This window comes from Aminobacterium colombiense DSM 12261 (assembly GCF_000025885.1).
Taxonomy (GTDB): Bacteria; Synergistota; Synergistia; order Synergistales; family Aminobacteriaceae; genus Aminobacterium; species Aminobacterium colombiense.
On the sequence record NC_014011.1, the window covers coordinates 943,393 to 968,424 of the forward strand.

The following is a 25,032-nucleotide window of genomic DNA, read 5'->3' on the forward strand; positions in this document are numbered from 1 at the left end:
CGTTAATGAGCTCTTTTGATGTAGAATGGTCAAAAGGTCTATATTTCTTAAGTTAAGTATCAAGGGGGGGAATACACATGGTGGTAATACTTTCGATTCTTCTTCTCGTCGCTCTTATCGTTTTTTGGGTAGTTTCCATATACAACAGACTTGTACGAATGTCTAACTTGAAGAATGAGGCGTGGAGCGGCATTGATGTGCAGCTTAAGAGGCGGTTTGATCTCATCCCTAACCTCGTGGAAACAGTAAAAGGATACGCAACTCATGAGAAAGAGGTTTTTGAACGGGTTACAGAAGCGCGGGCGGCTATCACTAGAGCACATACAGTGAGCGAACGGGCGGAGTCGGAAAACATGCTTACCGGCGCCCTCAAAACCCTCTTTGCAGTAGCGGAGAACTACCCTGCCCTTCAGGCAAGCTCGAACTTTCATCAGCTTCAGGAGCAGTTAACCTCCCTGGAAAACGATATACAAATGGCTCGCCGGTATTATAACGGGGCTGCAAGGGATTATAACATTGCCATTGAAACCTTTCCTGCTGTGCTCGTTGCAAAAAGATTTGGCTATGAGAAAGCGGATTATTTTGAAACTGCTGAGGAAGAGCGAACAACACCGAAGGTGTCCTTCTAATTCTTTGCGGTCTGGGAGGCTTCGCCATGAAGAGTTTTCACCGGCTTTTTTTGCTCATCTTTTTGTTTTTAATTTTTCTTACAAACTCTGCTGGAGCAGAGGAAGTCATTCTATCGTTTTCTTCTTATGCGACTGTCAAGGTAGATGCCTCCCTCGAGGTTCGTGAGGATATCACTGTATGGGCAGAGGGAAAACAAATTCAACGGGGAATTTACCGAGATTTCCCAACGATCTACAGAGATACTTCTGGCAAAATCGTTAGGGTAGGTTTTTTTGTTAAAGGAGCTTTGCTTAACGGCAAGAAAGTTCCATACAGAACAGAATCCCGCTCTAACGGCGTTCGTATTTATCTTGGCGATCCCAATAGAAGAGTTCCCTTTGGAGAACAAACTTACTCTCTTATCTATGTAACTACTGGTCAGGTTGGTTTCTATGAAAAACATGATGAGCTTTACTGGAACGTTACCGGTAATGATTGGGGTTTCCCCATACGAAAGGTGCGATTTTCCATTTCCCTTCCCCAAAAGGTGTCTTTTTCATCAGTGGACATTTATACGGGATATCAAGGGGCCACGGGAAAAGATGCTCAGCTCCTTTCTGATGGATCGGTGCAGACAACAAGAAGCCTTGCTCCCAGAGAAGGGCTGACTGTGGCCTATACATGGCCGAAAGGTATTGTAACCCCGCCTAACCCCCTCTTGAGATACACTTTTTTTGATAGATATGGAATCTGGTTTTTCATCGGCGCCCCCCTGCTTTTATTGGCATATTATGCTGCAGCGTGGCATCGTTGGGGAAATGACCCTCCTCGAAAACCAGTCATCCCCCTTTTTACACCTACCAAAGGGATTGGCCCAGGGTTTATGAGATATGTGAAACGTCTGGGCATGGATAACGCCTGTTTTACGGCAGAAATACTTAATCTTGCTGTGAGGGGCTTTATAGTGATAGAAGAATTGACCTTCGAAGAATCGGTAAAACGACTTGGCCTTTTAGGAAACAGCGATTTGATGAAGAAAGTCGTATCTTTTTCTTCTTCTTTAGCTGGGAAACGATACTCGCTGAAGCTAAATCAGGAACAGCTTTCCCGAAAAAAACGCTCCATTGAAGAGGACATTCTTATTTCCGCTCTTTTTGATGAAGGCAGAATCGAGCTCCTTCTCAGACAGAACAACCATAAGATTCTCAGCAGAGCCAGAACTAAACTGTTGAAATACTATCGACAGGCCGCCAAACCTCTTTTTTCAAAGAATACCTTACCATGGGCGGCAGGATTTATTATTCCTGCCATTATTTATCTGTTGCTTGGGTGGGGCGGCCAGGCAGAAATGGCTGTTTTTTCTGTAGCAGGAACGTTTATATTTTCCATAGTAGGGTCTGTTATTCTGTCAGTCTGGAATATTTGGAGGGAAAGAGGGCAAATCATGAAGAAAATCTTTGCCACACTCTTCCCAATCTTATTCTTTGCAGGCATCGCTCAATTTTTCTTTCTTGGGCTGAACAAAAAGAGTTGGTACATACTTATTCCCATATTAGCGACTGTTGTTATGATTCTCCTCTTTCGCAAGCTTATGACAATTCGCTCAGAGAAAGGAAATGACGTTCTAGGGGAAGTTGACGGGCTTGCCATGTATATGGGCACTGCTGAGCGTTATCGTCTTGAAATGTTCCACCCTCCACAGGAAACACCTGAAATATTCGAACGCTTGCTCCCTTACGCCTTTGCCCTTGACACAGCTGATACCTGGGCGAACCGATTCGATAGTATTCTCCAAGAAAGCGACTATCACCCTGAGTGGTATACGGGAACAGATATCTCCGACCTTTACACTGGCAGAGCAATGGCTAATATGGCTTCCTCCATTGCTTCATCCATAGCGTCGGCTTCCGTTGCTCCCGGCTCAAAAAGCGGGAGTGGCGGCAGAGGCCTTTCCGGAGGCGGCGGGGGTGGCGGGGGCGGTGGGGGCTGGTAATGCTTTTTTCTATCGATTGATAAGGTCAAGAACTTTGCGTTCCTCATTTACGATTTCGAATTCGTTTTGGGCTCTTTTCTTTTGTCCCAATGCCTCGTATACTCGTGCACGCTCATATCTTATCGCAGTGAGCTACTCTCTGGGCCTGCCTTTTTTTCGTCCAAGGGCTGTAGTCAGAGTGTTACGTGCTAAAGTATGGTATCCAAGATAATAGAGGGCCTTCCCCCTGTAAAACAACAAAGCACTGTGCAGGGCTGTCTCGTTCTCAACATTATTGCTTAGGGCTACAATTTCTTTATAAATACCATGAGATTTTTCTTCTCTTTCAGAAGCATCTGCGAGCAATTCGGCTAATGAAAGACGAAAGGCTATATCATTTGGGGATTCATCTACGATTTTTCTCAACAACATGATGGCTTCGTCATGCTTCGCCAGTCGTTGCTTGGCTTCTATTAAAGCAAGATACAGACCTCTATTATCGGGCCATATCTCCACTTGCATCTCTTCTGTTAAAGGTAAGTATAGGGACATATAGATGCCAATTTTTTTAAAAAGAGATCCGAGAAGGTCAATTTTGTTCTGCACGTGGTGAAAAGCAATAATGGCTTGTTGGGGATTGTCGTTGTTCAGGAGAATGAGGCCGGCCATAAAAGCTGAGTCAGGAAGGTTTAATGACTTTTGAAAACAAGCTAAAGCTCTCTTTTCATCTTTTTCCAAAAAGGCCTTTAGCCCGTCAACAAAGTTTTCTTCTGATTTAGGTAAAAAAAGCCTGCTTAAAAAATTGAGGGTTAGCTTCTTTTTGATAATTTCTTCTCGTGTAAGAGATTCATACTGAGGTGTTGCTGGTTTTTTGGATTTTGGTGAAGCTCTTTTTTTACCTGAGTGTAAGGTTGTGTAGTAAAGCCCTGTCCCGGGCAACCCAATTGTAGTTCTAGTGCCGCGTCGTCCAAGGGTTACTTTTGCCCCCTTGGGGCCTAAAGAGGCCGAAATTCCTGTTTTGCTCAAATTAATGGCAATGCCAGGAGCAATCCTGAAACGTCTAAAAAAACGGAAGCCCATTTCATCTCCTCCCTTTAATGTTTTTAACATAGCACATCCCATCCAGTCATTCAACCTCGCTAAAGTGGAAGGGCTAATACATCTTCAGGGTCGATAAGCAGCCCCACTCTGCTTCCCTCTGGGAAAATAGTGCTGTCGTGACTATAGGGTACAAAGGCATGGACAAGCTGACCTGATTTAATCTCAATATTGTACTCTATCCTATCCCCTACGAAAACTGAGCTAAGAACTTGCCCGCTCAGCATTGATTTTTCAGACTGTCCCAGGCTTACAGCTTCGGGTCTTACGATGAGCGCCACTTCATCTCCTATTTTAAAACTACAGTTAGATTTGTAGTTAACTGTTACGATGCGATTATAGATAAAAACATCTATTTTTTCTTCTGAAAGGGCTTCAACCTGTCCTTTGAAAATATTGGCCTGGCCGATAAAATCGGCGACAAAAAGGGTGGCTGGATTGGCATATAGCTCAAAAGGAGCAGCGACCTGTTCTATTTTCCCTTTGTTCAAAACTACAATCCGGTCAGCTATGGTAAGGGCCTCTTTCTGATCATGGGTAACATGGATACACGTTATTCCAAGTTTTTTCTGGATCTTCCGGATCTCTGCCCTCATATATATTCTTAGTTTTGCATCCAGATTGGAAAGGGGCTCATCCATAAGAAGAACCCTGGGGTCAATAACGAGAACTCGCGCTAAAGCTACACGCTGCTGTTCCCCCCCCGAAAGCTGGTGAGGAAAGCGCTCATCTACTCCAATTAATCCCACCAGATTTAAGACCTCTTTGACCTTTAGCTCCGCTTCTTTGCGAGAAAGTCCCCTCACTTTCAGACCGTAGGCAACATTGTCAAAAATACTCATGTGGGGAAAAAGGGCGTAGTTTTGAAAAACAAAGCCGATGTCTCTTTTGTTCACTGCCAGATGTGTAATGTCTCGTCCTCCTATTAGCACTTGCCCCTCAGTAGGTTTTTCAAAGCCGGCGATCATTCTGAGGATCGTGGTCTTGCCGCAACCGGAAGGACCCAGAAATGTTATCAGTTCGCCCGCATCTATGTCGAGGTGGACATCATCTACTGCTTTAAAAGATTCCTTTCCTTTGGTGAATATCTTTGTTAAATGGGTGAGAGAAATAGAAAGAGACATTCGCTATGGCCTCCTTGTCTGGCAGACATAATCAGGATAGGCTATACGAAACATAACAGATATAATCCCGATAGCTATAAAAACTATAAGCACAAGAACCACAGAGAATGCTGCAGCTTGTGCAAAGAGCAGTTCAGTAATACACTCCAGAATACGAATGGTCAACAGGCTCCAGCGGACAGATACTAAAAAAATAGTAGCACTTACCGCTGTCATGGAAACAACAAACAGATAGCGCATTCCTGTTGTGACAGCAGGAATGATCAGCGGGAGAGTGACTCTAAAAAAGGTCGTCAGCCTGGATGCGCCAAGACTAAGAGATGCTTCTTCCATAGACTTATCAATTTGTTGCAGCGATGCTATTGTAGCTCGAATTCCAGTGGCATCATAGCGAAAGACGCAAAGGGCTACAATAATAGACATTGTTCCTGTTAAAACAATTGGACCAGAGTTAAAGGCGATGACATAAGCTATTCCGATCACTGTTCCTGGTAAAACGTAGTTTAGAAGCGAAGTAAACTCCAGAGTCTTGCGCCAGGGAAGGTCTTTCAGGCTCACAAGATATCCTATAGCAACGCCTATTACGCTGCCAACAAGTGTAGAAGCAATTGCAATGATAACCGTATCTTTAACTGCCTTTAGCCCCACAGTAAAAACATAAACATAATTTTCAAGAGTAAAACTATTGTCTACACCCCAGACATTAACTAAGGAACCCAGAAATATAATGGAATACAGAAAAATGATAAAGATCGTTACTAAAAAAATAAAAGCCAAAATAAGAATTTCAATAAAACCACTGGCTCCCTTGGGAGTAGTACGAATTCCTACCTTCCCAGTTACCGTAACGTAACTGCGGCGTTCTACCCAGTAGTGCTGTAAAAGATAGACCAAAACTGCTGGTATCAACAATACAAATGAAATAGCCGCTCCCCCACGCAAGTCATACATTCCAGTTATCTGAAGGTATGCCTGCGTGGTCAGCACAGGAAATGTATGACCAGCCATAACGAGGGGGGTGGCAAAATCTGCCAATGAGCTGCCAAAAAGAAGTAAAAAGGCATTAGCCAGGCCTGGGGCACTGAGAGGCAAAGTAACCGTGCGAAATGTTCGCCACCGTGAGCTGCCCATGCTCATAGCCGCATCCTCCAAATTAGGATCAATAGCCCTAAGTACGGCAGCCAGAGTTAAGAAAGCTACGGGAAAGTACGTCAGCGTTTCAGCTATCCACGTTCCCAAGAATCCATATATGTTGAAATCCGGTATGCCCAAAAAGTTTAACAGCAGTCCATTCGGCCCCAGCACCAGGGTGAGAGCGATACTGCTCGTAAAAGGAGGGGAAACAAAAGGCAGAACAACTACAGCTCCAATAAACCACTTGATAAAAACAGGTAAAGAAAGCCTGGTCTCCGCGAAGGCGAAAATGAAGCCTACCAGGGTTCCGCCTGCCGCTACGGAAGTTGCCAAAATAAGACTGTTAAAAAAAGCCTTGCGGTTGTACCAGTTTGTAAACACCTGTGTAAAGTTGGTAAAGCTGGCAGCCCCATCGATGGTAAAGACCATGTACATGAGGCGTGCCAGAGGATATAGTACAAAAAGGCCCAATAGGGCCCATAACACCATCATAAAAGGCGTTAATGGGAGATCGAGCCTTTTCGTAAGCTTATTGTTATTTGAGAACTTCATCGACCCAGCGCTCCACCAGCCGATCGCGGTTTTCCCCGGCCCATTTAATATCTAGCGGCAGCACATTCACCTTTGACATATCTAAACCAGGATTAGAAATTTGTACTTCAGGATTGCTGGGAATCAGATTGATTTGACTCTTTTCGTAAATCCTCTGCATTCTTTCTGTAGAGGCCCAATCAAGAAACTTTTTCGCAAGTTCCGGCTGTTTAGCTCCCTTTACCAGGGCCATAGCTTCGATGCCAGCAACTACCCCATCTTTTGGATAGCTGATAGTTACATCGTAGCCTTTCTGCTGCATCTCCAAAGCGTCTACGAGAAAGAATATTCCTCCAGCTGCCTGTCCCCTACCTATTGGCAAAGCTCCGCCAGCGCCGCTTTTCGTATAGACCTGAACATTTTCGTTTAACTTTTTCTGGTATTCGTATGCTTTATCCTCGCCCATGGCCTGTATGAGGCTCAGTATGCGGTACATGGCGGTTCCAGATGTTCTGGCATCGGCCATTTGCAGTTGGTTCTTATAGGCGGGATTGGTAAGATCTTCCCACGAAGCAGGTGCTTCCAGGCCATGATCTTTCAGGAATTTTGTATTGAACATAAAACATATAGGGTCAATTGCAACGCCTGTCCAATAGCCGTCAGGATCTTTAAATTTAGCGGGAATAGGTTCGGCCCCCTGAGGTATATAAGGTTCGAAAAGACCTTTGGGAGTTCCGCTCACGAAGGCTTCAGCCATGTTGCCAAAAACAACGTCCACCTGAGGATTGCCCTTTTCAGCCTCTAGCCTGGCCTGTACTTCGCCAGAAGAAAATCGCATCCAGTTCACCTTAATTCCGGTGTCTTCTGTAAAAGCGCTAAATACTGCGTTAGCATATCGCTCTGACCATATGGTATAGGCATTGAGAGCTTGTTCAGCTGCCATGGCAAAGCCGGAGAAAATCATTATTCCTCCTATGGCAAAAGCAGCAATCCTACCCCAAAAAGTGTACTTTTTCATGTTTCTCTCACTTCCCCATTAGCAAATTTATTAAAATAAATATACTTGTTATTGACACAGCCCTCCATATCCAGATTTGCATTAAATAAAAAACAAAGTGGTCCTATCGTGAGGCATACCAGTTGTTCTTTTATGCCTAGGGTTCCAACTTCTCCTCGTCAGAAAGGTAATCTACACCGGCCAGAGATTCTATATGGTGACGAAGTTCATGTATTATGGTGTCTTCTATCTCCTCTGCCCATTCCTTGAACGAAGCGTCTTCCAGATCCTCAACAAAAGATCCGTAATAAAGTAGAATGGTTTTCCCCAAGAATGGGTCCTCCACATACTCTCCCATCACTAGACACTCGCCATCTTCTTTTTTCTCGTCAAGAACAATGATTCCTCCGTTAAGTTGCTTAAAAAGCTCTTCTGGCAATCCTTCCATTATATTATTTGCCGTTTCACGAAACTTATTAATATTCATGTCTGAATGCCTCCAGAAGGATTTTTAAAAATTATATCCTATCCCCTCGTTAATCTTGACAATGCCACTTTAGGAAGATAGAGTTACCCTTAATATTCTACAAATTTAACATTAGATAAAAAGTTTGTGTTCCTTCATCACAAAGAGGAGGATGTGCCCCCATGTTTAAAGAAATGAGACGTAAAGACAGGGAACTTTCTAATATAGAGGCTCTGGCACTGCTTGAAGAGGGAAATTATATGGTGCTTTCTACTCTTTCACGGGATGGATATTGTTATGGAGTACCTCTCCACTATGTTTTTATAAATGACTCCATTTATTTTCACTGTGCGATTGAAGGGCATAAACTTGAAAACATTGCTTACAACGATAAAGTTTCAATTTGTGTGGTGGGCAAAGCTGAAGTAGTGCCAGAAAAGTTCACTACAAACTACGAGAGTGTCATAGCCTTTGGAAGGGCTAAAGAAGTAAAAGGGGATGAAAAAGAAATCGCGCTGATTGCCCTCATTGGGAAATATTCACCGGAGCATATCTCTGAAGGGAGGGAATATATAAAACGAGCTTCCGATAAAACAAAAGTTATAGGCATTACTGTTGAAAGGATTACTGGGAAGGCTAGAAAAGAAAAGGCATAAATAGCGGATCCCAAATGGGATCCGCTATTTCAAGAAGATAATAGGAGATGTAAAATTATTTACTGAGAAGAGGGAGAGCGCATCCACTAGGGCAAATGGAAAGGCCTCCCTTAGCTGTACATCTCAGCTCTCGCGGCAGTAATTTCCCAACAGAATACATAGCGTCCACGACTTCATCAAAGGGAAGGGGATTAAAATATCCTCCCATAACTATGTCAGCGCAAACGAAGGCAGATGAAGCTGCTACCCCATTGCGGGTATGACAAGGGATTTCAACAAAACCCTGAACGGGATCACATATAGATCCAAGACTATTCTGTAAAAAAATACTTGCCGCATCCAATGCCTGTTCCGGACTTCCACCAGCAACCTCTACCACCGCAGCGCTAGCCATAGCTCCAGCTACACCTATCTCTGCTTGGCAACCAGCCACTTCTGCTGAAAATGTTGCACGTATGGCTACGATGAGACCTATTGCAGATGCTGTAAACAGCGCCCTTATCTTTTCTTCTCTGGAAAGTCTAAATCTTTCTGCCAGTGTAAGGATTACTCCAGGTATTACTCCGCTGGACCCCGCTGTAGGGGCTGCACAAATTATTCCTTTTGATGCGTTGACATGCATTACGCCCAATGCTCGCGCCATAGCTTGGCTATGAAGCCCCCCTATAGGAAGTTTCCCTTCAATTTCCGCTTTATAGATTTTGCCTGCACTAGGACGAATAAGCTTCATTTCAAAGGGGTGGTCTTCTATTCCCGCCCTGGCTGCTTCTTCCATTATTTCTAAACGGCTAGACATCTCCGCCCAGATTTCTTCCTCCGGAAGTTTGAGCATCTGCGATTCATAAGAAAGAGAGGCATCTGCGAGACTTTTCCCCTTTTCACCCACGATTTTTAATAACTCCTTTGCACTGGTGAAAAGCGGTTCCCCTGGGCATGCATAAACAACGGGGCAGGATATCTTTAGAGATAGGACTCCTGTCATGCTCTCTAAGTTCTTCAATATTTCCTTTACTGGCCGACGCAGATAGGCAATATGGATGAGAAATTGGCCATCTCTCTCATGAATGGTAACTGAACGCTCATTTCGGTTATGTTCTTCAATCTTTAGAAGGAGGGAGTCCTTTCCCTCAGAATTAGTTACGATGAAAAGGTCATGCGAGTCGCCTGTTATCCAGACTGGCCAACCATCGATCTTTGTTATGACTATAGCTCCTCCACCCACAGAGCGGGCAAGAAGTTCCACACTATCTCCTCCAGTTCCCGCCATAGAAACGAGTACTTCATTAGGATGATTTGAGTCAGAAATATCATCTATCTGAAATAGAATTAATTTGCCTTTTCTTTGCGCAATCCCTAGAACATCTTCAAACCGGGAGTCTGTTATGTCCCATCCTAATGCTCCTGCGGCAAAGGCAAGATCACTTCCCTGCTGGCGAAAAACTTCTCCATAGGAACCCTCCCTGTCGAAGGTGAATATTACCTCCTTTAAACTGCTCTTTAACAAAGATCGTGCAATTGCTGCGATTCTGTAGGATGCAGCAGTATGAGAGCTGGACGGGCCCCGCATTACTGGACCTAAAACATCGTTTAAAATGCTATGCTTCATTTCGTTTCTCCCTATAAATTAATTAAATTAGGCAATTTAGTTTCTGGTAATTTCAACAGTTCCATTATCGCCGTTGACTCTAACCAGATCCCCTGTTCTAATTATTTCAAAAGGATCTTGTTCCAGGTCCGTAACTGTAGGTACCCCTGTAACAACAGCTGCAACACCTGTGCGAGAATCCATTTTAGGGAATATCAAAGCTGCTGGCCCTATTCCTCCTACGCGAGCTGCGTGAAAATGACATGACCATCCATTCGACCCCTTCCCCCCGGAAAGGACAAGTACTGCTCCCTTAATGCTCATGCCCTCAAAAGGATGACCTTTTTCTATAACAATGCCTGTTTTATCGTCTACCCCACTCCAGCCCTGAATGGTCTCCCTACTTACCATAGCTATGCCTTCTGCCACTCCACCTATGGCGCTTCTACCTCGCATAATGATTTTTTCCATGTCTATCTGCCCTCCCAGTAACCACTGATAGCTGACTTCAGGCAATCTTCCATTGAACCAAAGTAAACCTTTGCACCACTTCCTGGCTTTATGTAGTGAGCCTGTTTACCTGAATCGAATGCCATAGTAACGGCACCATCTGGTTTCTTTTCACTGGTGAGTGGACAACTGCTGGTGAGGACTATCCCCCCAGCTCTCTCAATGATCTCTGTGTATCCGCACCGGTCAGCCGTTTCTTTTATAGGCGCAGCGGTCCATATGTGAAGAACAGTGTTCGAATGTACCTTCTTCCCTTTTAGAAAGTTTGCCGCAATCATCATTTGCTCTATGGTGTAATGAGGGCAGCCAAGACTGATATAGTCCAATTTTGCTCGGCCTGTCTCACAGAGCATGCTAAGGGATTCTTCAATGTCTCGCTCTGTTATCGTAATAATATCCAAGGGCGCATTTCCTCCAAGGGCATCTTCAAGGGTTCTTGCTTCAGGTGTTACTCCCACAATATGGCATATTTCAGGGCCTCCAGTGGTTGCCATAGAGGCAAAAGAAGATTTAAGCTTCGTCATGTCTGGTCTCTGGAATCCCTTTCTGAGAACTGGTATGGAATGGGTGGGTGTCTTTCGGCCTATAGTGTATCCCAGTATATCCCAATCATAGACTGTTTCTGTGGCACATTCTATATCGAAGACATGGGTTCCTTTCCTGTTTTCCATTATATGGAGTCCCCATAGCGGAGTTCTTCCACATACGGCAGACCAAAATCCTGCTTCAAGGCCATCAGCTTGTCCGCAAGCTCCCCAAAGGGAGTTCATCATGAGGACGGCGTGAGATTCACTAGTCACATAATGTTCACCCATAAGGGGTATAAATCCCAACATATAAGGAACACACGAGCCCACGAGCTGGACGCCGGCATCAAGATATCTTTTAAGATATTTCATATTGTTCTCATGTTCTTCGTCTGAAACGCCCATCTTTTTCCAGTTGTAAGGACACATAGGACCTACATCTGCCTGCGCATAGCATTCAACCCTATCCAAAAGAACTTTTTTTGAGGAACAGAAGTGCATCTCCGAGATGATTTCATCTATATCATCCGAATTTACTGCACGCATATACGAATGAGAACCGCAGAAAAGATGGGCCTTTGTAACAATGCAAAGTTTCTCTGCCCCAAGTACATGGGCATATTTCACCACATTCTCCATGGCCTTTTGCTTTAATATTCCTTCTGACCCATCCAACATCCGTTTTTCTTTGTCAGTCAAGTTCAATTATTGTGACCTCCTCTGTATTTCAGCACAATGAACAAACAATAGGTCATATCATAGGCTAAACTCGCAATAGTTTTATTTCTTGTAAAAAATGGCATCTATTTCTACAGAAAACCCAAGGGCAAGGGCAGACACCTCTACAAAAACTCTTGCAGGGAAAACTTCGTTAGTGTATTCTGAACAGATCTCATTGATTTTGGTAAAATCTTCGATGCTAGTTGCGTATACTGAGGCTTTGACGAAGTCTTGCTTAGAATAGCCGGAGTCCTCAAGAATAGCCTTAATATTTTCCATTACCTGCCTGGTCTGGGCCTAAATATCTCCGTCTACAAGTTTTCCTGAAGGATTCATGGGGATTTGTCCTGAAACAAAAAGAAAATTTTCTGCCATTACCCCAATGGAATAAGGACCAGAAGCTGCAGGAGCATTTTTTGTAATAACTGCTTTTCTCATATGAACTCCCCCTATACAGTTGTGTTCAAATTTTGAAAAGGAAGTTCTTAATGCGCAGCTTGTCTTGTTTAAAATATTTAATTTTCAAAATAAGGCAACTTTAAAAGTATTGCTAGCACGGATTTATCGATATTCTTCATGCCATACTCTGTTATGATTTTGAGATTATCCATAGTTTGTTTCATGTTCCAACCGACTATGCCATTATTACCAGGGACTTTCGCATTCAGCATTGCCATATATGCACATTCTATAGCGGCACCAGCAGAAGTTGCCATTTTTAAAGCGCAGCCATATTTTGCTCCGTCACAGAGCATCCCTGTCAAATTTGCAAGCATAAGATGCACCGTATTTTCCACTTCCTTTTCTTTTCCGCCAAGCATGTAGGCAATGCCAGATGCAGCTCCTGCCCCTGCGGCAACGGAACATCCGCAATGGGGTGTCAAAATTCCTGTCCTTGTCTTAATAACTCCTATAATGAGGAGAGCTATCGACAAAGCCCTCGAAGTTTCTTCTTTGCTAATTTTGAGGTGCTCTGCCATCATTCCCATTGTTATGAAAAGAGTTATTCCATGGTTTCCACTACCAAAGCAGCCGTATATTGGAACATTCATCCCCGACATTCTTGCGTCTGCTGCGGCACCGACTTTTTGTTTGACGCGACTGCTAACATCATCAGGTAAATACCTTTTCTCTATCATTTCCTGGTACAGCTTGCCCACTCCTAATCCCACTCGCTTTTTTTCGCCGATCTGTGCAGCCTTTAGGTTGGTTTGAATGCCTTGATTTAAAAAAGCTATCTCCTTCGAATCAATTTCTTTTATAAATTTGAAAATATCCTCAACTGTAAGGTTCGCTATGCAGCCCAGTTTGTTAAAGGAGTCTTTTGGTGCTGATGAGTATCTTTTTGAATAAGTAATTTTTTGGTTTACAGTTATCTCAACGATATTGTCGTGAGAATTGCGTATCAACGCAGTGGCTATTCCTTTTGATGTTTTCACAATGGATTTAATGTATATTCCCTCTACTTCTTCGTTAAGGGAAAAGGAAATTTTGTGGTTTGAGAGAAACTTTTCGGCCTTCACAACACACTGTTTGTCTACATCTTTCAGCAAGCGAAGACCATTTTCAGGATTACCAAAAAGAACAGAAAGTGATACTGCTAGATCCAACCCAGTTTTCATTGTCCCGGGAATGCCAACGGAAATAGCATCTTTATAGATGTTTTTATCCATGATGACATCTACACTAAATATTTCGCCTCCTATAGCTTTATAAGCAAATGCAGCAGACAGTCCCACAGCAACTGGATCTGTACATCCTACAGTTAAAAACGTGTGTTCTTTTAAAATTTCCAGTAAAAGTTTCGATGTCATTTTCCCCTCCAAGCTAAATCTATACGCCGCAAAACATTTTTATTTTATCCCTAGAAGCAGACGAGGAAGTGCCAAAGATAAAAAGGGTACGTAGGTTGTCAAGAGAAGCGCCGGTAGCCAACAAAAAAGAAGTAATTGTAATGTGGGTTTTAAGGATTGATCTACCCTAGCTCCGTTAAGCCTCCCTGCAAGATATAAAAGAGGCGCTGTGGGTGGGGTAATATTACCCATGCCTATGTTTACACCCAAAATAGCAGCAAAATGAATAGGATGAACGCCTACTTTGATTGCTATAGGGAGAAGTATGGGTGTGCAAAGCATAGTGGCACTACAGTCATCCATGAGCATCCCCATGATTATCATAAAGATATTAAGCATTAACAAAATGCCAAACTTACTAGAGGTTACACTCTGTAAAAGGTTGAGTATCTTCGTCGGGAGATCTTCCATGATGTACAATCTGCTAAGCATCATTACTGAAAACAGCATGATCATAATTACGCCGGTAGTAGTTGCAGATTCCACTATTACTTCTTTGAAATTTTTCATAGTTAGACCTTTATAAACCCAAAAGCCTATAGGAATAGCATAGACAGCAGACACAGCGGCTGCTTCTGTCGGAGTAACGAATCCGCCATATATACCGCCAAGAATAAATATTGGCATTAAAAGAGCAGGAAATGCGTGGTACGTCCTTTGCGCAAAGGCCTTCTTGAATTGTTCAGCGTTGAGTTTCTCTGAAACTACAAGGTTGTCATTATTCCTAAGTACCCAAATATTATAAAGAGCCATCATAGTTGTTAGAATTATTCCTGGTATCAAGGTGGCAAGAAAACAGGCTAGAACAGATTGCCCCCCAACCCAGGAGAAAAGGATCATCAAAGTGCTTGGAGGAATTAAAATCCCGAGGACTGAAGCGCTAGCTAACAAAGCAGCTGTATATCCCAGCGGATAACCCGTTTCCTTTAGGCGTGGAAACATGATTGAACCAATACAAGTTAATGTTGCAGAAGAACTCCCTGTTATTGATCCAAAAACTGCGCAAGCAACAACAGCTACAGCTCCGAGCCCTCCTTTTATTCTTCCCACAAACAAATCAATCAGATTTATAAGACTCTCCGCAATATTTCCTCTTTCCATAAGACCTCCGGCCATAATAAATAATGGTATGGCAAGTAAAACTATAGATCCAATGGAGTTATAGCCATGAGTAAAAAGAAAATCTGGATTATAAAAACCTGCCGCAATAATCCATAGAGCTGATGTAAAAAAGGCGAAGGGGACTGGGAGTCCTATTATCAGAGTGATAACAAGCAATAGTATCGCCGTGAGTAACATAAAAACAGCCTCCTTAAATTCAGTTAAAGGTACTGTTGTTTCAATTTTGCCCTTTCGTGAACGTGTTAAGGTTTAAATACGCCCCATGTAAATCTCTTTCGCTTTTTTAAAGTGGTCTTTAAAGTGAATGCTGAAATAAAAGGCCATAAGGACAAAGCCTAAGAAAACTGACCCCTGGGGAACCCATAGAGGAATGCGCCAAACGGGTGTTTGTGTCCCCCTGAGAAAAGAAAAACTAAGCATGCCCCATGCCAAATAAATACCAACAAAACAAAAAAAGGCAGTAACTCCTGTGCTAAAGGCGATTAAAGTTGATTGAAGTTTCTGATTCGTTACAAAAGACGAGACAACATCTGCTTTAATATGACTATCTTCGAAAGCGCCATAAGCTCCACCAACAAAGTAAAGCCAAAAGGCAAAAATGGAAATAATTTCTTCCATGCCATAAAGGTTTGTTTTAAAAACGTAACGAAGCATTGCTCCTATAGTTATAGAAACTGCTATGATTAAACTGAAGTAAAACATGATATTCCGCTGCAAAGCCAATAAACCATTCCAGATAATGCCACCTCTTTTTTTCTCCAAAGTCTTCAGTCCCCCTTCAACGATCATTAAACGTTTATTTGGGTATTAAATAAGAGGTAGGTCAAAGACCTACCTCTTAGACTTGTATAGTTTCTAACATACTTATTGATATTGCTCTCTCAGTTTTGACATGATCTCAGGTGATACTCTTTTTTCCAGCTTCGGCCAAGCTACTTCTCGAACTTTAGCTGCCACTGTGGCGAGTTCTTCACTGGAAAATGTTGTTACTTCCATGCCAAAATCTTTGAGTTTCGTAAGATATTCTTTGTCCTCTTTTTCTGAAACTGCGACACTCTTCAACTGAAGAACTTGGGCCGTATCCAAGAACAATTTCTGATCTTCAGCACTAAGCTTGTTCCAAAAATCTTTGTTTATAAGCCAACTCTCAGTTTCTAGGTAACAATTATACTGATAGTAATATTTTATAACGTCCCTGTAGTTAAGCCAGGTAAGCACGGGAGGTCCACCAGTCCAACCTTCGCACACTCCAGTTTGAAGAGCTGTATATGTTTCAGCGTAAGGAATGGAGACTGTTGGGAACCCCATGGCTTCTGTCGATAACTTAAAGACATCCATCGGAGGGACCCGTATTAATACGGTTTTCTTTACATCAGGATTAGCAGGGTCTTCTGCTGGTTTCGTTGTTCCGAACCCGCCAAATCCCTCAATGTTAAATCCCAGAAGTTTAACTCCTAAATTATCATGAAGGCCCTCAAGAATATCGTAAAGGAAACCACCTGGAGCATATGCTTCCTTTACCTGCTCATAATTTTCCAGCAGATAGGGGAAATATGTGAGTTCAAGCCTTTGATCGAACTGGCTCGGGACAGATATCAAAGCCATTTCTATACTGCCTTTTACCACTTCTTCATAAACCTGCGTGTAGTCGCCCAATTGGTTGGCAGGATAAACCCTGATTTCGATACGCCCATCAGTAGCTTGCCCAATTGTTTCTGCAAATTCCTTTTGGTGAATGGTAGCCTGGTGATCTACGGAGCTTTGCCCCGCCATTCTAATTCTCATTTTTTTAGCAGCTTCGGAAGGAGCACTTGTGCAACAGAGGACAAATACACACAGTATACACAACACTAACAATTTCGGCCAATTTCGCTTCTTGGTCAAACCTATTCACCCTCCCTATTTTTGTTGTTTTATAAACGTACTGCTAAGCACAAAAGCAGAAAAATCTTTTTTTAATGCTTAAATTTTTAGCCAGGTTCCTACTCCTTTATCTACTGCCATTTGATATAGAAGCCGACCGGTCATGATATCATGGCTTGCAATTCCCATAAGGACTGCTCCCCGTCTGCCACTAGTAACGGGAGCCTTTATACCTGCGCAAATTTCTCCCATATCAGCATAGATCTGTTCAGAAGTTGGATATCCGCCATGAAAATAAGAGGACCAGCTCTGGGTTTCCAGATACTGATTTCTATCATCACATACAAAAACGCCACCTGTCATTATGTCAGCATCGAGAGATGAATCATAATCCACAGCAATAGCTAGTACATCATCTTTAAGCCAAGAAGAACGGACAAAGCGCTCCGGATTTTCAACGATAGGAGCACAGGTAATTACTACGTCAGCATTTTTAACAGTTGCTTCTACGTCTTTGCAGGGGACAAATGTAACTCCTGGGAGTTGCGGAGAAAGAATTTCTTCATATCGTTTAACCTGTTCGGGGAAAATATCGTAAATCTTAACTTCTTTTAGTTTGGGAAGAACTTCTTTCATAGCCAATAAGTTAGTTCTTCCTTGTACACCTAAGCCAATAATTGAAATAACTTCTGATTCAGGATTTGCCATATATCTTGCGCATACACCGGAAGCTGCTCCTGTCCTCCATGCAGTTATCCAGTTTGCATCCATGACGGCTTTAAGAAGTCCTGTTTCACAATCATTCATGCACCATATACCATTAATGTAAGGAAGACCTTTGGCCTGATTACTTGGATAGCCAGCTGCCCACTTAATTCCCATTACATCGATGTCGCCGCCAACCCAGCAAGGCATAGCGTGAATGTAGCAATCTTTCCTCGCATGCACACCTATTTTTGCTGGGAGTTCCACTTTCCCTTCGCCCTTCAACTTCAATCCTTCATCTACGGCATCAATTATGCTTCTCATTGATAGTCCGAGACTTGCTACTTCTTCCTGTGATAGCCATAGCACCTCAGGTATTTTCATATGCAACATCATCCCCTCTACGTTTTATATGTTTCAATACAAGGCAAGCGCTCGCGAGTATTCAATAGTTATAATAAAAATACATAAATGAGATTAAATTAAATCGACAACATTAATCTCTTTCCTAATCAAAAAGTTTTGAGACTTACAATAAGAGTCAAACTGTTTAACCTTATTTTGAGAAGCATCTTTGTCCTTGAGATAGACCCCTGTGAACAACGCATGAATTAGAGCCATTACCGCACCAAATGGGTCAATAAAAGTAATGTACTGCTGTGGAATTATTAGAGGGTACTTTATGAAAGGAATTATTGGTGAAGCTACGCTATCTGTAAAACCAATTATAGGGATTTCTTTTGCTTTTAGGTATTCAAGAATATCTTGTGTAGGCTTGGAATATCGTGGGAAACTGAAAACCATTGCCACTGTTTTGGGCGGCATTTTCCGAATTTTCATTAAACTTTCAATATCCAACCGGGTTATTTTGTGAACGTTCGGGCCAAGGATGCTAAGAAAATAATTAGCATATTCAGCAAGACAAACATTAGCTACTGTTCCAACAATGACCACATCAGAAGCTTCATATATTAAATCAACGATAGTATCCATAACATCTTTCGAAATTATCTCAGAAGCCCTGCTTAACATTTGAGCTTCCATTGACATCACTTGACGGTATATGTCTAGGCTACTTTTCCCTGAAGCATCTAGTGGGTATTTTTCAAGGGTTGAAATATGGTTTTGAACCATAGCCTGACATGCTGACTGAAAATCGGAATATCCTGAATATCCCAGAATCGCTACGAACCTCGTTACAGTAGATTCACTTACTCCAGAGTTATATGCCAAAGTTGCAGCATTCATAAATGCGCTTTTTACGTAATTTCCAGCAACGTATTCTGCCAATTTTCTTAGTTTAGGACTTAAAGACGATGAGATTTTCTTTAATTGATCAAGAACGGAAACACTTTCCGAATTTATCATGAATAATTTTCCACCTTTTAAAAATATAATGAAATTTAGCTCTTCATTATTTATACTACCCCACATGAAAACTGTCAAGATATGTTTTTATTTTCGCACAAATAGCCATAAATTTTCAGCTAAGTGATTTTTAGCATAAGCTTCTCTTCTTCAAACATAACGAAGACGTGATAGTGCCCCACAAAAGGAAGGCTTACCACCACGTCTTCTATTGATTGTTACCCTATTTATGTGCCACTGCCTACTCGTTGTTGAACCTCCTCAGTTCCATCCTGTTTCGATAACGTGTCAGCCTTCTCTTGGTTTTTTTGCTGAGAGAGCTGCTTTGATCGATAGAAAAAGCAGTCAGATGAATAAGTTCCTTTCCCCCAACGAGAGCAGAGGCTATTACTTGTGTTCCTTCGTAGCGATAGTCGTGTCCGCAGCTTACAGAAGGATGTTTTGTTTCCTCAGCTTCAACGATGGATTGTAAAAAAAGCCTGGCACGTTCTTTAGTTATTCTTTTTTTGGTTTTCTTATCCTGTATTTCGCCAATCTCAAATTTGTTTAATGTTTCCATCGCCGAAAAAACCATTAAAAAACCTCCTCTTAATGGCTCTATCCATTTACAAACCATTTTAAGGACTCAGGGCGACAGGTTATGTGTGTTATCAACTATGGCTATTTACTATGCTTGTCCCTAGTTCATAAAGCTGAGTTTTCAGTTCTGTGGGCTCGAGCGCTTTGGCATAGGGAGCGCTGGCCATTACCCATCGTGCAACATCGCCAAGATTAGGCACCGTTGCCGACAATATGATGGAACCATCTTCATTTTCTTCTATCTTTTGGGTAGGATGCCAGGTGGTTTCCGCTACTACAGCTGCGAGGGGTGGTTCAATCTTCAACGAAACGTCATGGATTCCTTCTCCTGTACAACCATACCACGCAGAAGAAGCATAATCTCCAACATCAAAATTCTCTGGCGGCTCAACATATGGAGGCGTTCCGTAAGCTACTATAGAAGAGATTCGCCCAATCCTGAGAGTCATAGGGCTATTTTTGCTACAGCTCCAAGCCCATAAATACCAGGCATGAGCACGGAAGTACATTCCCCAGGGGCAAATTTCATGTTCTCTAGGAGCACCGTCCCCGTAAGGAGAACAGTACCTGAGTCTGACAGTTTTTTTCTCTTGTATAGCGTTAAAAAGTGTTTCAAATACAGCAGAGTCCATGAAAGAAACAGGAAGAGCTACTACAGTAGAAAGGGCAAGCTGCTCTCCTTTCTCAGGAATATCCTCAGGAAGAACTCCTTTCAGTTTTCCCCAAAGTTCTGTGCAGGCATCTTCCAGATGTGGCAAAAAATGGGCAGCCATTTTAAGGCCTGCTGCCATAGATGTAACTTCTCTTTCTGTCAATGCTGTGGAGACAAGAAACTTCCCCCGGCCATAAAAAACATACTGACTAGTGTTTCGGTTGTAAGAAATGTCTACCGCGTATTCATCTCGGAGGTAGGCAAGGTCTCGTTCAAAGGTCCGATCACTAGAGTACTCAAGGCGGGTTATTATTTCTCTCTTACTCATCCGAGGCGTGGAGTAAAAAGCAAGAACAAGGTTATTTAGGCGGGAAAGTCTCACGGAGCTCAGGTCTCTGGGCAAGATTACCCCTCCTTTTTATTATAGTTCAAAGAAAACCTTAAAGTGCAATTCATCTATTATTTTTTCATTATATGGATGCAACCGTATTTTAAATTTTAAAACAATTGTATTTATTTAAATACATTCATCTGTAAATTATACATCAAATTTGACAATATCTTTGAAGATAGATATATTAAATATTAAAGGTGTACGCAGAATGAGCTGGGTTTATGTTTTCATTTTCTAAAAATTATAAGGGAGGGTTTCGTTTGAAAAAATTCGTTATTTTACTCCTTGCCTTGACCTGTGTGTTTTCCGCTTCAATGGTTGCTGCTGACACGCCTGATCAGCTGCGTTTTATGGCGGGACCGCCGGGTGGTAACTGGTTTGCCCTGGGTGGTGCTCTTGCTGACCTATGGTCTCAGAAAACTGTTCCCACCACTAGCATTACCGGTGGTGCCGTGGCCAACATCATCAACGCTGATAAGGGTAAAGGTGATTTCGGTTTTTCTAACACGTCCATGGTTGCCGTAGCCCAAAAAGGCGCTGGCGCTCCCTTCGAAGAGCAGGTTAAAAATGCTACTATACTTGCTAACCTCTATACACAGTACACATATTTCCTCGCCCGCAAAGATTTCGTAGAAAAACATAACATTAAGTCCCTTGATGATTTGGTTGCCCGCAAGATCCCAACACGTTTTGCAACTCTTAAGACCGGTACAGGCTCCGAGTTTATTATCAACGGTATTTTTAAATCTGGCTTTGGGCTTGACTATCGCAAGGCCCTGAAGGAATGGGGTGGCTCTGTAGAATATGCCTCCTACTCTGACGGCGCAGATCTTATCGCAGACAAACATATTGATATTTTTGCCTTCTCAGTAGGCAAGGTCGCCTCCATCGTTATGCAGGTAGAGAGCCAGACTGATATTGTGATACTTGGAATGGAACAGGAAACCCTTGATAAAGTTGGTGCCGATTACGGTACTGTAACCTTTACAGTAGATCCCGGCATCTACAAATCCGTTAAAGATACACCTGTAAAGGTTGTGGGAGACTACACCTGCATAGTGGTACGCAACGACCTCGACGAAAAAATGGTTTACGACCTCTGCAAAACAATGCATGAGAATCAGGAATCCCTTTCCAAGGCAGTGGTGGACATAAAAGAACTGAATCCCGCAACGGCGATTCCTGGAGATCCTATCAAGAGCCATGCAGGAGCAATAAAATACTGGACAGAGGCCGCCAAGAAATAGCCTAAAAGAACTTTTTTATGCACACTCAAAACCAATAAGGCGGGCATCAAGCCCGCCTTTGTCGTTTATGTCTCTGTATCGTTTCGATTTATTTGTCAAGGAGGGTTCCATTTCATGAGAAAACTTGACGGTTTTGTAGCAAAGGCATTATATGTCTATGTCCTTGCTATGGGTTTCTTCCATCTTTATACTGCTGTATTTGGTACCTTTGAGGCCTTTCTCCAAAGGGCAATTCACTTAACGTGGGTGCTGCCTATGGCCTTTGTGCTCTATCCCCTTGTCCCCTTTAAAAAAGACCAGCTTCCTGATACAACAGTGCCCTGGTATGATTGGATTCTTGCTGCTGCTTCCGCGGCTCCTGGCCTATACATCATGATTAATTATGACCAACTCATGATGCGTATGCAGGGAGTTGATGAACTCACCACTGCCCAGCTCATACTTGGCACCATGTTGATCGTGCTTCTTCTGGAAGCAACTCGGCGCATCGTAGGGCTGCCCCTTGTGATCGTAGCATTAGTCTTTACAGTTTATACTTACGTATGTGATGCCAGTTTTCTTCCCTCTGTACTTAGAGGAGTGCCTACAGAATTCGACAGAATTATCGAGGGTATGTTCCTAACAGATGAGGGGATTTTCTCTTCGTCGCTGGGGGTTTCCGCAACCTTTGTAATGATCTTCCTTATTTTTGGCGGTTTCCTTGAGAAAAGCGGCGTCGGCGAATATTTCATGGAATTTGCGCAGGCCTTTACCGGAACTGCAGCTGGGGGACCTGCTAAGATAGCTGTGGTTAGTTCGGCCCTGTTCGGTTCCATATCTGGATCAGCTGTGGCCAACGTCTATGCCACAGGCTCTTTTACCATCCCACTAATGAAGCGTATTGGCTACCAACCTCATTTTGCCGGAGCCGTAGAAGCTGTTGCCAGTGCCGGGGGACAGATTATGCCTCCTATCATGGGCGCCGGCGCATTCGTTATGGCAGCCCTCTTAGGGGTTCCGTTCAATAAGATTATGGTTGCCGCTATTCTCCCCTCACTCTTCTACTATGGCGCTGTTCTTCTGATGGTTCACCTTACTGCAGTCAAAGACGGGCTTAAAGGGCTTCCAGCTGATGAGCTGCCCTCTAAAAAAGCTGTATTCAAGCGACTGTATATGATGTCTCCCGTTGTTCTGCTTGTTTATATGCTTTTGCTTGGATATACCCCCATGTATGGGGCCATTGCCGGCATAACTTTGGCTTGGGCTTTGTCGCTTATTAATCCAACCCTGCGTATGGGACCCAAAAAGGTTCTTGAAGCCATACATGATGGATCTGAAAACATCCCCATTATCTGTACGGCATGTGCCTCTGCTGGATTGGTGGTTGGATCGGTAGCTCTTTCAGGTATCGGTTTTAAGTTCGTCAGTGCTGTTATCAGCATTGCCCGCGGAAACTCACTGCTGGCGCTTATTTTGATCGCTCTGGTTTCCCTTATTCTTGGCATGGGACTGCCTACAACCAGCGCCTACATTCTCGGTGCGGCGTTAGGTGTTCCCGCCCTCGTTAAGATGGGTTTTCTTCCAATAGCGGCACATCTCTTCGTGTTCTATTACGCCATTGTTTCCAACATTACGCCGCCAGTAGCACTGGCCGCTTATGCTGCTGCATCTATTGCGGACTCATCGCCTAACAAAACCGGTTTTGCTGCTTGTAAACTGGGTATCTTAGCATTTATTGTACCCTTCGCTTTCTGCTACGATCCAGGTCTTATACTTCAGGGCGTACTTACAGAGAACTTAACGTCTCTCATAAGCGGAATAGGAGCTCTTACCGGCATCGCTTTCGCTTTGACAGGTTATGCCCGTGGTCCTCTGCCCTTATGGCACAGAACAGCTTTTGCCATCTCAGCTTTGGCTGCACTATATCATCATCCATTGCTTTCAATGGCCAGTGTGGTATTCACAGTGTTTCTTTTTATGCTATCCAAGCCGAAAGTTGTTGAAGTTACTTGCTGACCTGACTAACATAACAAACTCTATACGCATAATAAACAGTATGGGCGGCCCTTGAGCCGCCCAGTTTTATACTGCCAATGGCAGAAATTGTTTTAAAAGCTCTATCACCTTGTTGATCTTATTCTTAAAATGCACTGCTGTTTTTTAAATTTTAAAAAGAGAGAGCTACATTTGTTGTTTTAAAATAACCATTTCTGTCGTGTCATTCCGATTATAAAAAAGCATGATTGAAGCATTTGCTGCAAATTTATTCGCCAGGTAAGATTTTAGAGCGCTGCTTTCCATTTCTTTGGTACTACGGCCGTTGACTTCAATAATGATGTCTTTAGGCAGCAGACCTTCATCTGCAGCTAAGCTCCCAGGTTCTACTTTTGGAATAAGAATGTATCCCTCACCATTTTTATCTCCTAGAATAATCCCAAGAGCTTTTTGCCGTTCATTTCCAGAGCCAGGAAGTTGATTAACGGCTTCGCTGGCAATCTGATCCATTGGTGTTCCGTCAATTTTATTGCGAATTTCTTTAATAAGAGGAATAAGATGGTCGATTGATCGTTGACGTGCAAGTTGACCCTGCACTAACTCCGTTTCACTAACCATCAACTTGATGTTCCCGTCACGCTCTAACATGTTGAATTTTACCTTGCATAGCTGTGATGTCACCCAAAACCCATCACCAAAATTCTTTGCAACTATAATTTTGTATTTGTCTACTTCATCAACTGTAAAATTTTTGCCAGTCATGACTTCTAAAATCATGTCTTGCACTTCTTCCACTGTTGTTTCATGGATTGTCGTAGTATAGAGTTTAGCGGCGAAGGAAGATGATGCCATAACTATCAATAAGGTTAATATGATAAGAAGCATTCCAAGAATACGTTTCATCTCTTTACCTCCTTTATTTAAACCTTGCTATTCAAAACATTTTAAGGAGGCAGACCGACAGTTTATGGGGGCTCTCAATAACAGATGTTTGTGGCTTTATCAGCTGGTTTATAGGTGCGTTCTAATCTTATCAACTCTTTATTAGAGCGTTAGGAGGCATTGCTGAAAAGAAATTTCATATTGTTAATCATAGTATGGCTTTTTTCAACCTTTCATCTCATCCCACTTTAGCTCTGTGAAATTTACAGCATTATAGAGACTCAATCCTATTTCTGTCCACTCCTGAATTTGGATTTGACAAACAAAAAATTAATTCTACTCACACAACAATACTACTAACACTCCTTTTTACAAGTAAAGTTCTACAAACAGAGACAAAACGTTATTTTTGAAGAACATCTCTAGTGTGAGACAGAAATTCCAGCGTTTTGCGGCATACTGTA

22 protein-coding genes and 1 pseudogene are annotated in these 25,032 nt (G+C 42.7%); 5 read left to right on the plus strand and 18 right to left on the minus strand.

Annotated elements, in window-relative coordinates; genetic code table 11:
* Positions 1-77 precede the first annotated feature (77 nt).
* Both AMICO_RS04620 and AMICO_RS04625 read left to right on the plus strand, forming a co-directional pair.
* Positions 78-629 (plus strand): LemA family protein, encoded by a 552-nt coding sequence (locus tag AMICO_RS04620; RefSeq protein WP_013048298.1) that lies wholly within the window; start codon positions 78-80, stop codon positions 627-629.
* Between the two features lie 26 nt (positions 630-655).
* Positions 656-2,602: a DUF2207 domain-containing protein gene (locus AMICO_RS04625; protein ID WP_013048299.1), complete on the plus strand. Its 1,947-nt coding sequence runs from the start codon at positions 656-658 to the stop codon at positions 2,600-2,602.
* 132 nt (positions 2,603-2,734) lie between these two features.
* On the opposite strand, the gene AMICO_RS04630 is transcribed toward AMICO_RS04625, so the two are convergent.
* The 5 genes from AMICO_RS04630 to AMICO_RS04650 form a co-directional block, all read right to left on the minus strand.
* Positions 2,735-3,661, minus strand: a complete 927-nt coding sequence (locus tag AMICO_RS04630; RefSeq protein ID WP_013048300.1) for a DUF4236 domain-containing protein — start codon at positions 3,659-3,661, stop codon at positions 2,735-2,737.
* A gap of 59 nt (positions 3,662-3,720) precedes the next feature.
* Positions 3,721-4,803 carry an ABC transporter ATP-binding protein gene (locus AMICO_RS04635; protein WP_013048301.1) on the minus strand — a complete coding sequence of 361 codons (1,083 nt, stop codon included), beginning with the start codon at positions 4,801-4,803 and terminating at the stop codon, positions 3,721-3,723.
* A 3-nt stretch (positions 4,804-4,806) separates the two neighbouring features.
* On the minus strand, positions 4,807-6,429 hold the full coding sequence (locus AMICO_RS04640; protein WP_052292838.1) for an ABC transporter permease: 1,623 nt from the start codon (positions 6,427-6,429) through the stop codon (positions 4,807-4,809).
* A gap of 43 nt (positions 6,430-6,472) precedes the next feature.
* Positions 6,473-7,486 carry an ABC transporter substrate-binding protein gene (locus tag AMICO_RS04645; protein WP_052292802.1) on the minus strand — a complete coding sequence of 338 codons (1,014 nt, stop codon included), beginning with the start codon at positions 7,484-7,486 and terminating at the stop codon, positions 6,473-6,475.
* Positions 7,487-7,622: 136 nt separating this feature from the next.
* Entirely contained in the window at positions 7,623-7,952 is a 330-nt protein-coding gene (locus AMICO_RS04650) for a metallopeptidase family protein (RefSeq protein ID WP_013048304.1), read from the minus strand.
* A gap of 161 nt (positions 7,953-8,113) precedes the next feature.
* On the opposite strand from AMICO_RS04650, the gene AMICO_RS04655 reads away from it, so the two are divergent.
* On the plus strand, positions 8,114-8,587 hold the full coding sequence (locus AMICO_RS04655) for a pyridoxamine 5'-phosphate oxidase family protein (protein WP_013048305.1): 474 nt from the start codon (positions 8,114-8,116) through the stop codon (positions 8,585-8,587).
* 55 nt (positions 8,588-8,642) lie between these two features.
* Here AMICO_RS04655 and sdaAA read toward each other — a convergent pair whose 3' ends face one another.
* The 12 genes and pseudogenes from sdaAA to AMICO_RS04715 all read right to left on the minus strand — a co-directional run bounded on the left by sdaAA (position 8,643) and on the right by AMICO_RS04715 (position 20,474).
* Entirely contained in the window at positions 8,643-10,193 is a 1,551-nt protein-coding gene (gene sdaAA / locus AMICO_RS04660; RefSeq protein ID WP_013048306.1) for an L-serine ammonia-lyase, iron-sulfur-dependent, subunit alpha, read from the minus strand.
* Between the two features lie 36 nt (positions 10,194-10,229).
* Positions 10,230-10,643: an aconitase X swivel domain-containing protein gene (locus AMICO_RS04665; protein ID WP_013048307.1), complete on the minus strand. Its 414-nt coding sequence runs from the start codon at positions 10,641-10,643 to the stop codon at positions 10,230-10,232.
* Positions 10,644-10,645: 2 nt separating this feature from the next.
* On the minus strand, positions 10,646-11,914 hold the full coding sequence (locus AMICO_RS04670) for an aconitase X (RefSeq protein ID WP_013048308.1): 1,269 nt from the start codon (positions 11,912-11,914) through the stop codon (positions 10,646-10,648).
* A gap of 75 nt (positions 11,915-11,989) precedes the next feature.
* Positions 11,990-12,367 (minus strand): annotated as a pseudogene (locus AMICO_RS10240) (Rid family detoxifying hydrolase).
* Positions 12,368-12,444: 77 nt separating this feature from the next.
* A complete protein-coding gene (locus tag AMICO_RS04680) occupies positions 12,445-13,743 on the minus strand; it encodes an L-cysteine desulfidase family protein (protein ID WP_013048309.1) in 1,299 nt (432 codons plus the stop codon).
* Positions 13,744-13,782: 39 nt separating this feature from the next.
* Positions 13,783-15,081 (minus strand): TRAP transporter large permease, encoded by a 1,299-nt coding sequence (locus AMICO_RS04685; RefSeq protein WP_013048310.1) that lies wholly within the window; start codon positions 15,079-15,081, stop codon positions 13,783-13,785.
* Between the two features lie 72 nt (positions 15,082-15,153).
* Positions 15,154-15,666, minus strand: coding sequence for a TRAP transporter small permease (locus tag AMICO_RS09890; RefSeq protein ID WP_013048311.1), 513 nt, complete (start codon positions 15,664-15,666; stop codon positions 15,154-15,156).
* A 102-nt stretch (positions 15,667-15,768) separates the two neighbouring features.
* Complete coding sequence (gene dctP / locus AMICO_RS04695; RefSeq protein WP_148211330.1) at positions 15,769-16,689, minus strand: TRAP transporter substrate-binding protein DctP; 921 nt, start codon at positions 16,687-16,689, stop codon at positions 15,769-15,771.
* A 177-nt stretch (positions 16,690-16,866) separates the two neighbouring features.
* Positions 16,867-17,856: an ornithine cyclodeaminase family protein gene (locus tag AMICO_RS04700; protein ID WP_148211331.1), complete on the minus strand. Its 990-nt coding sequence runs from the start codon at positions 17,854-17,856 to the stop codon at positions 16,867-16,869.
* A 93-nt stretch (positions 17,857-17,949) separates the two neighbouring features.
* Positions 17,950-18,906: a MurR/RpiR family transcriptional regulator gene (locus tag AMICO_RS04705; protein ID WP_083775773.1), complete on the minus strand. Its 957-nt coding sequence runs from the start codon at positions 18,904-18,906 to the stop codon at positions 17,950-17,952.
* A gap of 175 nt (positions 18,907-19,081) precedes the next feature.
* Positions 19,082-19,414 carry an ARPP-1 family domain-containing protein gene (locus tag AMICO_RS04710; protein ID WP_013048315.1) on the minus strand — a complete coding sequence of 111 codons (333 nt, stop codon included), beginning with the start codon at positions 19,412-19,414 and terminating at the stop codon, positions 19,082-19,084.
* Positions 19,415-19,490: 76 nt separating this feature from the next.
* Complete coding sequence (locus AMICO_RS04715; RefSeq protein ID WP_013048316.1) at positions 19,491-20,474, minus strand: helix-turn-helix transcriptional regulator; 984 nt, start codon at positions 20,472-20,474, stop codon at positions 19,491-19,493.
* Positions 20,475-20,725: 251 nt separating this feature from the next.
* On the opposite strand from AMICO_RS04715, the gene AMICO_RS04720 reads away from it, so the two are divergent.
* Positions 20,726-21,712 carry a TAXI family TRAP transporter solute-binding subunit gene (locus tag AMICO_RS04720; protein ID WP_013048317.1) on the plus strand — a complete coding sequence of 329 codons (987 nt, stop codon included), beginning with the start codon at positions 20,726-20,728 and terminating at the stop codon, positions 21,710-21,712.
* A gap of 114 nt (positions 21,713-21,826) precedes the next feature.
* Positions 21,827-23,707: a TRAP transporter permease gene (locus AMICO_RS04725; RefSeq protein ID WP_013048318.1), complete on the plus strand. Its 1,881-nt coding sequence runs from the start codon at positions 21,827-21,829 to the stop codon at positions 23,705-23,707.
* A 165-nt stretch (positions 23,708-23,872) separates the two neighbouring features.
* Here the strand turns inward: AMICO_RS04725 and AMICO_RS04730 are convergent, their stop codons facing one another.
* Positions 23,873-24,589 (minus strand): PDZ domain-containing protein, encoded by a 717-nt coding sequence (locus AMICO_RS04730; protein ID WP_013048319.1) that lies wholly within the window; start codon positions 24,587-24,589, stop codon positions 23,873-23,875.
* Positions 24,590-25,032: the final 443 nt, after the last annotated feature.